Below are 10,326 nucleotides of genomic sequence, written 5' to 3' on the forward strand. Positions count from 1 at the left end.
CCCAACCGCCCAGCCGCCCAGCCGCCCAACCGCCTATTCGGCCGGTTCGCCGTTCACATACGCACGCAGCCCGTCGGCCAGCGCGTCGAACACCGCACGGCAGCGCGGGTTCGTGCGCAGGTCCTCGTGCATCACGACCCAGGTTTCCAGCTGCATCGCGGGCCCGTCCGGCAGCACGCGCACGAGCCGCGCGTCCCGTTTCGCGAGCCCGGTCTGACAGAAGCCGATTCCGTAGCCGGCGCGGATCATCGCGAGCTGCGCCAGGTTGCTGTCGGTGCGCAGCGAGAATGCGTCGCGCTTCCACATCGGCATGCCGCGGCCCGCCGAGCGGATGAACGGCGTGACCGTGTCGAAGCCGATCAGCGCGTGATGCGCGAGTTCGTCGATCGTCGCGGGCGCCCCGTTGCGCGCCAGGTAGTCGTCGCGCGCATACAGCGCGACATCGATTTCGCCGATGCGCCGCGCCACGAGCGCCTCCTGCGCGGGCGGCGCCATCCGGACCGCGATGTCGGCCTCGCGCTTGAGCACGTCCTGGATGCGGTCGGTCGGCACCAGCTCGATGACGAGCCCCGGATGGTTGCGCCGCAATTGCGCGAGAACCGCCGGGAGCACTTCGACGGCGATCACGTCGCTGGCCGAGATCCGCACGATGCCGCGCACGCCGGCGCCGTGGCTCGCGGCCGCCCGCTCGAACGCGGCGGCCGCGCTGCGCAGCGCCTCCGCATGGCCGCGCAGCGCGAGCGCCGCCTCGGTCGGCAGCAGGCCGGACGGCGAGCGCGTGAACAGCGTCTGGCCGAACGCGGCCTCGAGTGCCGCGACGTGGCGGCCGGCCGTCGGCTGCGTGATCCCGAGCGCCCGCGCCGCGCCGGACAGCGAGCCTTCCGTCAGCACGGCAAGGAAGGTGCGGTAGCGTTCCCAGTTCAGATCGGTGGTCATGCATAAATGTATAGCCGATCCATTGGGTTCGGCAATTCCTTGATAGCCGCCAGCGCGCCAGAATGCGTGCCATGACGGTTCATTCAAGGAGAGCGGCAATGACGAACCACGCAGGCGGGACGCAACGGCAGGCACTCGTGCTCGGCGCAAGCGGCGGGATTGGCGGGGAAGTCGCGCGGCAGCTGCGCGATGCGGGCTGGCAGGTGCGCGCGCTGAAGCGCGGGCTCGACGCCGACACCGTGGAGCGCGACGGCATCGCATGGATGCGCGGCGACGCGATGGACCGCGACACGGTCGTCCGGGCCGCGCGCGGGTGCAGCGTGATCGTGCACGCGGTGAATCCGCCCGGCTACCGGAACTGGGCCGGGCAGGTGCTGCCGATGATCGACAACACGATCGCGGCGGCGCAGGCGGAGCACGCCACCGTCGTGCTGCCGGGCACGGTGTACAACTACGGCGCCGATGCGTTTCCGGTGCTGCACGAAGATGCGCCGCAGCATCCGTCGACGCGCAAGGGCGCGATCCGCGTCGAACTGGAGCGCCGGCTGCAGGATGCGGCCGCGCAGGGCGTTCGCACGATCATCGTGCGCGCAGGCGATTTCTTCGGGCCGAGGCTCACCGGCAACAGCTGGTTTGCGGCGGGGCTCGTCAAGGCCGGGCAGCCGGTTGCGGCCATCAGCGTGCCGGGGCGCGACGGCGTCGGGCATCAGTGGTCGTATGTGCCGGACGCCGCGCGCACGATGGTCGAGCTGATCGAGCGGCGCGACACGCTCGAACCGTTCGCGCGTTTTCACCTCGGCGGGCACTGGGACGCGGACGGCACGCAGATGGCGGAGGCCGTGCGCCGTGTCGCGCAGCGGCACGGGCTGCGTCCGACGGTGCGCAAGTTCCCGTGGTGGTTCGTGTGGGCCGCGGCGCCGTTCGTCACGACGCTGCGCGAATTGCTCGAGATGCGCTACCTGTGGCGCGAGCCGATCCGGCTGGACAACACGCGGGTGACCGCGGTGCTCGGCCGCGAGCCGGTCACGCCGCTCGATACCGCGATCGAGGCGACGCTGGCGGGGCTCGGGTGTCTCAAGTGAGCAACGGGGGCGCGCGAACGCAATCGCGTTCTGCTATGATCCGCGCTCCCTTCCTCGACGCTGCTGCAGGAAGGTACCCACGACCGCCGGAATGCCGGAGGTCGCGTCGTACCTTTTTCATTTTCAGCAGCGATGTCTACCTTTCCTCGTTTAAAAAAGGCCTTGCAACGGCAAGGCATCCGTGTCGGCCATCACGCCGGCATCTATCACCTGCGCAATGAACTGGCGCAGGCGTCCGTCCTGTTGCCCGCTTCGCTCCCGCTCGAGGAGAAGGCCGTCCAGCAGTTGCTCGCGTTCGCGGCCGTCCGTTCGCCGGATGGCCATCAGCGCGTATGCAAGGCCTGCGCGACGCCGGACTTTCATCCGGGCGGGGTCGCGCCCGTCGGCTCGATCGTCGCGACCGACGACGCGTTCGTGATTCCCGCCGCGATCGGCACCGATATCAACTGCGGGATGCGTCTCGTCACCACGGGCCTCAAGCGTTCGGCGCTCGCGCCGTTCGAGACGGCGCTCGTCGAGCGGCTGACGCGCGCGATTCTCGCCGACCGGCGCGACGTGCCGGTCGGCAGCGATGCTTTCCGCGCGCTGTTCGACGCGGGCCCGGCGGCATTCGTCGATCGTGTCGCGCCGCAGGGGCTCTGGGCGCACGTCGACCGCGACCGGCTCATCGACGAACTGTCGTCGTGCATCGGCCTCGACCGGTTCGACGGCAGCGCGAAATACGCGCCCGACGCGCATGTCGGGTCGCGCGAGGTATTCCGCGACCCTTGCCTCGGCACTCCGGGCTCGGGCAATCATTTCGTCGAACTGCAGGTGGTCGACGCCGTGCTCGACCGGCATGCGGCCTACCGGGCGGGACTCGCGAAGGACGACGTCGTCGTGATGATCCACAGCGGTTCGCGCGAGGTCGGCTTCTACGTCGGGCGACGCTGGATGGACCGGGCGCGCGCGGCATGGCCGGCGGGCGTCAGGCATCCGGAAAGCGGCCTGTACGGCCTTTCCGGCGAGCTGGCGCGCGACTATCTCGTCGCGATGGGCACCGCCGCGCGTTATGCGTGGCTCAACCGTGTCGTGCTTGCCGAGATGGTTCGCAAGGAACTGGCGGAGCTCACCGGCGAGACCCGTTCGGCACTCGTGGTCGACGTGCCGCACAACGTCGTGCTGCGCGAAAACGGGATGAACATCCATCGCAAGGGGGCGACCCCCGCCCGCGACGGCGATCTCGCGCTGATTCCCGGATCGATGGGCGATGCGTCGTTTCTCGCGACGGGGCTCGGTCATCCCGACTGGCTGTGGTCGTGCAGCCACGGCGCCGGCCGCAGCGTGCGCCGGCAGGCGGTGCGGCGGATGCGCGCGGAGCAGGCGCCGGGCACGTGGCGCTGTGTGACGCTGCGCGACGAGCGCCGCATCGAGGAAGCGCCGGAAGCCTACAAGCCGATCGGGCCCGTGATCGACGCGCAGGAACAGGCCGGCCTCATTCGCAGCGCGGTCCGGTTGAAGCCGTGGGTCACGTTCAAGGCATGACCGGCGGCGCGCCCTGGCCGTCGGCATTGTGTGCGCCAGGGGCGGCGACATGTCGTCCGCGTTCGCGTGCCTCGGGTTGCACCCGGGCACGCGAACGCGTCATGGCGAACCGAAGACCCGGCGGGACAACAATTTTCCACATACCCGAGCGCGTACGATGAGCATCATGGTAGTCAACGTCGATAAAGCCAAAGCGGGGGTGCAATGTTGCGTTTCGGATGGAAAGTGTTGGTTGCGGGGGCAATCATGTTCGCATTGAGCGGCTGTACCAACCTGGTCGGCCTTTTGTATTGCAACAACTCTCAGGTCAACTTCCCGGACTATCACTGCTTTCAGCCGTACTAGCGGGGGCAGAAGCGGCGACAGAAAGCGGTCGCGCCCGTGCGCCCCACGATTTCTCATCGCCCGTCATGTGACAATCGGCAACACTTCCACCGCATAACGGTGCCGCAGGCTGCGCCCGAGCACCGGATCGTGCAGTTCCATTTCGAACGCATCGCCGTCGCCCATTGCCGCGATCGCGCCATGCACGACTACCGTGCCGCCGTACATCGCGCAGCCCGCGGGCATCGTGCGGCGATCGTCGAAGCGATGCCACAGCACGTCGGGCGCGAGCAGGCCGCTGACCGCGCCGTGCTGGTAGGCCGTGCGCTCGCCATCGCGCGGGATCAGCCACGCACGCATCTCGATTGCGTCCCAGTGATCCGCGACGTCCGCGTAAAGCCACGCGTCGCGACCGAGCGGCTTCGCGCACAGCTGCTTCGACACCGCGACGCCGTATGCCTCGACTTCGCGATCCGTATGATCGGAGCCGACGGTCACGAGCGTGCCGGCCGGGCTGTCGACCAGCACGCATTCGATCTCGCCGCCCGAGCGCGCGCCGAGCACGCCGATCGACGGCGCCTGCGTGAGCAGCGCGGCCGACACGCGATAGAAGCAGGGCGTGGCCGACGGCGGCGCAACGCCGAGCGCCGCGAGTTCGTCGATGTGCGCGCGGATCGCCGCCGGATCGCGGCCGGCCCAGCCGGCGATCACGACGCGCTCGATCTCGACGTCGACGGTGGCCGGTGCGGGGTGACGGGAAATCACGTTGAACGACAGGGTTGGCATGCGGGTTTCCGTTTGAAGTCCGAAGGAAGGGAGCGACTCGCGGCGGTGCTCAATCCGCGAGCGGCCGGTGCGCGGTTTCGCGCGCGACGACGAGCGCGATCGACGTGACGACGAGCGCGGCGGCGACGTACAGCGACACGGCCGTCGTCGTGCCGGTCTGCCGGAACAGCGTGGCGATCACGAGCGGCGCGAAACCCCCGCCGACGATGCCGGCGAGCGTGTACGCGAGCGACGAGCCCGCATAGCGCACGCGGGTCGGGAACTGCTCGGTCACGAACGCGCCCTGCGGGCCGTACATCACCGCGTGGATCACGAGGCCTATCGCGACGGCCGCGACGATGGCGCCCGGGCGCGCCGAATCGAGCATCGCGAAGAACACGAACGCCCACACGATCCCGGCGAGCGCGCCGGCGAGATAGACGGGCCGGCGGCCGAAGCGATCCGACAGCGCGCCAAAGAACGGCACCGCGAGCGCATTGCAGGCCGTGCCGATCATCACGGCCGTCAGGGCGACGGGGCGCGACAGGTGCAGCACGGTCGTCACGTAGGTCAGCGTGAACACGACGATCAGCGCATACAGCACGTCCGAACCGATTCGCGAACCGCCCGCGATCAGCAGGCGTTTCCAGTGGTACTTCAGCACGTCCGCGACCGGCACCTCGGCGGTCGCGTGCGATTCGGCGAGCTGTTCGAACTGCGGCGTTTCGTCGACACCGCGCCGCAGCCAGAAACCGAACACGACGAGCAGCGCGCTGGCCGCGAACGGCACGCGCCAGCCCCACGACAGGAAGTCCCCGGACGTGGTCGACAGCGTCACGAGCGCGATGCAGCCGGTGCCGAGCAGCGTGCCGAACGACGGGCCGATCTGCGTCCACGATGCGGACAACCCGCGCCGCTTCTGGTCGCCGTGCTCGACCGACAGCAGCACCGCGCCGGCCCATTCGCCGCCGAGCGCGACGCCCTGCACGAAGCGCAGCGCGACGAGCAGGATCGGGCTCAGGATGCCGGCCTGCGCATAAGTCGGCAGCGCCCCCATCAGCGCGGTCGTCACGCCCATCAGCACGAGCGTGAGCATCAGCACCGCGCGGCGGCCGATGCGGTCGCCGAGATTGCCGAACACGAAACCGCCGAGCGGGCGCGACACGTAGCCGACCGCATAGGTCGAGAACGCGAGGATCGTGCCGGCGAGCGGATCGACCGAAGGGAAGAACAGGTGGTTGAAGACGAGCGCGGCGAGCGTGTTGTAGATCGTGAAGTCGTACCACTCGAGTGACGTGCCGATCATGCTCGCGGTCGCGAGTCGGCTGTTGCGGACGCGGCGGGGCGCGTGGGCGGCGGGCTGGGCGAGAGTGCTCATGGTGTCGGGCCTGTCGTGACGGGGAACGGGATGGAGCGCCGGGCCGACGCGCGGGCGTGCCGCGCGCATGCGGGGCGACCGGCGTGGGCGACCGGCGTGGGCGACCGGCGTGGGCGGCCGGCGCAGGCGATCAGGCCGGCAGCGCGGCGGCGGCTGGCTCGGTGTCGACGGCGCCGCGTGCCGCATGCAGCGGCGCGGCGGCGCGCCACAGCAGCGCGAAGGTGCGCACGTCGTCGTGGCCGGCGAGCGTGGCGGCCACGCGTCGCGTCGCGGCCGCATCGCTGCCTTCGATCAGCACGAGCGCGTCGGCGGCCGGGCGGGCGGCCGCATCGGCGCCGATCGGTGCGGACAGGTCGGGCGCGGTGCGAAAAAGCCGTGCGGCGTGGATGCCCGGTTCGTGCAGCACGTCGTCGAAGCGTTCGCGCAGCTGCGGCACGTTGATGCGATCCGGCGGCAGTACGAACAGCGCGAGATGCGCGCCTTCGCCGTCGCCGGCCTCGATCGTCAGTTCGCCGACGCGCCGCTGCGTGCCCGTCATGCGCTCGAAGTTCGCGAGCGACCATGCGGTCTGCTGCGTGAACGCGCGCCGGTACGCATCGCCGTGGAATACGTCGAGCGCGTCCGTCACGTACAGAGCGAGGTACTTGCGCGGGCCGCGATCGGTAGCGCGAAAGCGCCGTGCATGCGTGAAGCCCGGGATCGCGACACGTTCCTGCATGTGCTCGCGGTCGTACCATGCGTTGAAATCGGCTTCGTGCGCGGGGTCGATATCCGTCCAGACGCAAAGCTGGCCGTGCGGAAGGGAGAAGCGGGTCATCGCGGGTTCCTCGTGACGGGGGGCGTGTCAGGAACCGCAGTGTCCCGAAGACGGGCCGTGCCCGTCCAACAAGAAAACAAATTCGCGGTGAACAGGTTTTCTTATGAGCGGCGCGGGCGGCGTTTGGCGGGGGACGTGGCGGGCGATGCGGATGGCGTCGTGCGTTTCGCTTTCGCCGGTGTTCTGGCTGTTGCCTTCGTCGCGGGGCGGGCGGGTGTGCCGTCCGCGCGATCGGCCGTGGTCGGTGTCGGTGTCACCGTCGCCGGCTTGGCGTGGCTTGCGGCGGCCGGCATCGCGCGCGCGACTTCGCTGGCCAGTTCCGCGATGCGCGCGGCCACCGGCAGGCCCTGGCTGCGGTACGTCGCGACGAGCGGCAGCGCGGGGAATTCGGGTTCGACGTCGAGCAGCTCCAGCGCACCTTCGTGCAGCTCGCGCCCGATGATCGCGGGCGGCAATGCGGCCACGCCGAAGCCGTCGGCGACGAGGCGGATCATCGCGGCGACCGACGTGATGCAGTTGATGCTGGCCGGCCGCTCGACGGCCGCGAACAGCCGTTCGATCGTCGCGTGCGGCCCCGAGTGGCGCGAGAAGCTGATGATCGGGAATTCGGCCAGGCGCGCGACGTCGAGCGGCTGGCCGCCGAGCCCGAGGCGCGGGCTGGCCGCCCAGCGCACCGGGAATTCGCACAGCGGCAGGTTCGTGAAGTCGGGGCCCGGCACCGGGTCGGTCTGCAGGATCAGGTCGACGCCGTCGGTGCTGAGCAGGCGGATCAGGTGCAGCGTCGTGTCGCTCGTGATCTCGACGTCGAGGCGCGGATAGCGCTCGCGCAGTTGCGCCATCAGCGCGGGAAACCAGCTGTGCACGATCGATTCGATCACGCCGATCCGGATCAGGCCGGCGTCGCTCGCCGCGTCGATGTCGCGCCGCATTTCGCCGTCGAGCCGCACGATCCGCTCCGCGTACGCGAGCATGCGGCGCCCGGCGGGCGTGAGCGTGGCCGAGCGCGTGTTGCGGTCGAACAGGCGCACGTCGAACGCTTCCTCGAGCGACGCGATGCGGCTCGACACGGCGGCCTGCGTCGTGTGCAGCTTTTCGGCCGTGAGCCGGAAATTTTCCAGCTTCGCGAGCCAGACGAAGGTTTCAAGAAACCGGATGTTCATCGAAGTCCGAAACGTGAGGCGGTGCCGGGCGGGGCGGCGAGATCGGTCGATGGTAGCGGATTTTAGGCGCCGGGAAGCGAGCGGGCGGCGCGGTGCGCGTCGTGGGGGGCGGACGGGCGGCGGCGTGCCGGCGGGCACGCACGACGCGCCTGGTGCAACGAAGGGTTACGCGGGCGGCGTGTCCGCGCGCATCAGAGCGTGCCGAACGCGAGCGTCGGCACGTCGACGACCATCGCGCCGCCGTCCGCGACGAGCGTCGCACCGGTCACGAACGACGCGTCCGGCGACGCGAGGAACGCGCACACGGCCGCGATCTCGTCCGGGTCGGCCGCGCGGCGCAGCGGCACGTCGGCGCTGACGCGTGTATACGCGCCGTCGAGCGTGTCGCCGTGCGCCGACATCAGCGGTTCCATCTCCGCATCGGCCATCGGCGTGCGGACCCAGCCGGGGCACACCGCGTTCGCCCGCACGCCGTGCGGCCCGTAGTCGCGCGCGAGCGACCGCGCGAGCCCCAGCAGCGCATGCTTGCCGACCGTGTAGCCGCACACGCCGGGCCCGGCCGCGAGCGCGGCGATCGACGCGACCAGCACGATGCTGCCGCGCTGCGCGATCAGGTCGGGCAGGCACGCGCGCGCGCTCACGAACGCGGTGTCGAGGTTCGCGTGCATGGCGTCGCGCCACTGCGTGTCGTCGGTTTCGTCCGCGCGGCCGAGCCCGTGGCCGCCCGCGCATGCGACGAGCGCGTCGACGCGGCCGACGCGTTCGGCGATGCGCGGCAGGAAGCGGGCCCAGTCGGTGGCGCTCGCGGCATCGCCGGCAAGCGCGAGGCCGCCCGTTTCGGCGGCCAGCGCGTCGAGCGGCGCCTGGCGCCGCCCGATCAGCACGACGCGGTCGCCGCCGCGTGCGAAGCGGCGCGCGCACGCGGCGCCGATGCCGGTGCCGGCGCCTGTGATCGCGATCGTGCGGGGGGGCGGGTGTGTCATGTCGTGCTCCGGAAAGGGGTGGTTTCCGGTCACTTTAGGCGGGGCCGGCTAGCGCCGGTATCAGCCGAAAGGATGAACGCGGGCGGCATCCGCGGCGGGCGCTGGCCATTTTGCAAAGGCTGACGATGTCCGGCGCCGAATCGCACTATCCTCCCCATTTTTGCGATAAGTCACGAAAGCCCGGCAGAATAGCGCGGGCGAGCCGCGTATCGCCGCGCGGTGCGTCGGCCGGCCGATTCCGTCGTGCGAGCGGAGCGGCGGGCTGGCGATCCCGGCACGCAGGCGTGGCCTCTGCCGAACGATCGTGCCGCGACAACACAACATATCGCCCGGTTGCGCGCCTGCGCGCGGGCCATCGACAGGAACAGGGAGGGCCGGTTATGAGGCTGGACGACGAAAGGGAAAGCACGAACGTCGAGGATCGCCGTGGTGCCGGCGGGTTCGGCGGCGGGCGGGGCGCGACGATAGGCATCGGCACGATCGTGATCGCGTTCGCCGCGTCGTATTTCTTCGGGATCGACCCGCGCGTGGTGCTCGAAGGCGCATCGGCGCTGCAGGGCCGCCAGCAGCAGGCGCAGCCCGCGCCCACGCAGCGGCAGGGCGTGCCGGCGAACGATCCGGGCGCGGTGTTCACGCGCAAGGTGCTCGGCAACATCGAGCGCACGTGGACGGGCGTGTTCAATACCCAGCTGCATGCGCAATATCAGCCGCCGACGCTCGTGATGTTCACGAACTCGACCCCGACCGCATGCGGCACGGGCCAGACGGCGATGGGGCCGTTCTATTGCCCGGCCGACCGCAAGGTGTATATCGATCTCGGTTTCTACGACGAGCTGCGCCAGCGTTTCGGCGCGGGCGGCGATTTCGCGCAGGCTTACGTGGTTGCGCACGAAGTCGGCCATCACGTGCAGAACCTGCTCGGCATTTCCGACAAGGTCGACGCCGCTCGCCGGCGGGCGAGCCAGGCGCACTCGAACGCGCTGTCGGTGCGGATGGAGCTGCAGGCCGACTGCTTTGCCGGCGTATGGGCGAACAATGCGCAGCGCGCGAACCAGCGGCTGATGGAACCCGGCGATTTCGAGCAGGGGCTGAAGGCGGCCGCCGCGATCGGTGACGACCGGCTGCAGCAGCAAGGGCAGGGTTACGTGGTGCCGGAGAGCTTCACGCACGGCACCAGCGACCAGCGCGTGTACTGGCTGCGGCGCGGGATGGAATCGGGCGAGCTGAGCGCCTGCGACACGTTCGCGTCGAACGCGCGCTGACACGCGGCGCGCGCGTCGTCGCGCGCCTTTATCGTCCCGGTTGCGCGGGCTGCATCGGTCGCATCAGCCACACCGGCGATACCGGCGACACCGGC

Annotated in this window: 9 protein-coding genes; 3 read left to right on the forward strand and 6 right to left on the reverse strand. The window is 70.3% G+C overall.

Going from position 1 to position 10,326, the window contains the following annotated elements; translation table 11 throughout:
- Window positions 1-33: 33 nt before the first annotated feature.
- Window positions 34-936, reverse strand: coding sequence for a LysR family transcriptional regulator (locus tag VK92_RS28250; RefSeq protein ID WP_021158186.1), 903 nt, complete (start codon window positions 934-936; stop codon window positions 34-36).
- Between the two features lie 98 nt (window positions 937-1,034).
- On the opposite strand from VK92_RS28250, the gene VK92_RS28255 reads away from it, so the two are divergent.
- Both VK92_RS28255 and VK92_RS28260 read left to right on the forward strand, forming a co-directional pair.
- On the forward strand, window positions 1,035-2,018 hold the full coding sequence (locus tag VK92_RS28255; protein ID WP_048026693.1) for an NAD-dependent epimerase/dehydratase family protein: 984 nt from the start codon (window positions 1,035-1,037) through the stop codon (window positions 2,016-2,018).
- Between the two features lie 132 nt (window positions 2,019-2,150).
- Window positions 2,151-3,542, forward strand: coding sequence for an RtcB family protein (locus tag VK92_RS28260; RefSeq protein ID WP_048026695.1), 1,392 nt, complete (start codon window positions 2,151-2,153; stop codon window positions 3,540-3,542).
- Window positions 3,543-3,950: 408 nt separating this feature from the next.
- Here VK92_RS28260 and VK92_RS28265 read toward each other — a convergent pair whose 3' ends face one another.
- From VK92_RS28265 to VK92_RS28285, 5 genes are all read right to left on the reverse strand, one after another.
- The gene (locus VK92_RS28265) at window positions 3,951-4,652 is read right to left on the reverse strand and encodes a DUF2848 domain-containing protein (RefSeq protein WP_048026697.1); all 702 of its coding nucleotides are present in this window, start codon (window positions 4,650-4,652) and stop codon (window positions 3,951-3,953) included.
- A gap of 49 nt (window positions 4,653-4,701) precedes the next feature.
- Window positions 4,702-6,195 carry an MFS transporter gene (locus VK92_RS28270; protein WP_419761821.1) on the reverse strand — a complete coding sequence of 498 codons (1,494 nt, stop codon included), beginning with the start codon at window positions 6,193-6,195 and terminating at the stop codon, window positions 4,702-4,704.
- Window positions 6,140-6,826, reverse strand: a complete 687-nt coding sequence (locus tag VK92_RS28275) for a DUF4286 family protein (RefSeq protein ID WP_048026699.1) — start codon at window positions 6,824-6,826, stop codon at window positions 6,140-6,142. The genes VK92_RS28270 and VK92_RS28275 overlap by 56 nt, the downstream gene beginning before the upstream one ends.
- Window positions 6,827-6,927: 101 nt before the next feature.
- A complete protein-coding gene (locus tag VK92_RS28280) occupies window positions 6,928-7,986 on the reverse strand; it encodes a LysR family transcriptional regulator (RefSeq protein WP_048026701.1) in 1,059 nt (352 codons plus the stop codon).
- Between the two features lie 191 nt (window positions 7,987-8,177).
- Window positions 8,178-8,969, reverse strand: a complete 792-nt coding sequence (locus VK92_RS28285; RefSeq protein ID WP_048026703.1) for an SDR family NAD(P)-dependent oxidoreductase — start codon at window positions 8,967-8,969, stop codon at window positions 8,178-8,180.
- Between the two features lie 380 nt (window positions 8,970-9,349).
- On the opposite strand from VK92_RS28285, the gene ypfJ reads away from it, so the two are divergent.
- Entirely contained in the window at window positions 9,350-10,231 is an 882-nt protein-coding gene (gene ypfJ / locus VK92_RS28290) for a KPN_02809 family neutral zinc metallopeptidase (protein WP_021163653.1), read from the forward strand.
- Window positions 10,232-10,326: the final 95 nt, after the last annotated feature.

It is taken from the genome of Burkholderia sp. LK4 (assembly GCF_001043615.1).
Lineage (GTDB): Bacteria > Pseudomonadota > Gammaproteobacteria > Burkholderiales > Burkholderiaceae > Burkholderia > Burkholderia cepacia.

Coding starts and splice junctions, on each gene's coding strand:
- VK92_RS28250 (WP_021158186.1), bottom strand. CDS start 936: ATGACCACCGATCTGAACTGGGAACGCTACCGCACCTTCCTTGCCGTG.
- VK92_RS28255 (WP_048026693.1), top strand. CDS start 1,035: ATGACGAACCACGCAGGCGGGACGCAACGGCAGGCACTCGTGCTCGGC.
- VK92_RS28260 (WP_048026695.1), top strand. CDS start 2,151: ATGTCTACCTTTCCTCGTTTAAAAAAGGCCTTGCAACGGCAAGGCATC.
- VK92_RS28265 (WP_048026697.1), bottom strand. CDS start 4,652: ATGCCAACCCTGTCGTTCAACGTGATTTCCCGTCACCCCGCACCGGCC.
- VK92_RS28270 (WP_419761821.1), bottom strand. CDS start 6,195: ATGCGGCACGCGGCGCCGTCGACACCGAGCCAGCCGCCGCCGCGCTGC.
- VK92_RS28275 (WP_048026699.1), bottom strand. CDS start 6,826: ATGACCCGCTTCTCCCTTCCGCACGGCCAGCTTTGCGTCTGGACGGAT.
- VK92_RS28280 (WP_048026701.1), bottom strand. CDS start 7,986: ATGAACATCCGGTTTCTTGAAACCTTCGTCTGGCTCGCGAAGCTGGAA.
- VK92_RS28285 (WP_048026703.1), bottom strand. CDS start 8,969: ATGACACACCCGCCCCCCCGCACGATCGCGATCACAGGCGCCGGCACC.
- ypfJ (WP_021163653.1), top strand. CDS start 9,350: ATGAGGCTGGACGACGAAAGGGAAAGCACGAACGTCGAGGATCGCCGT.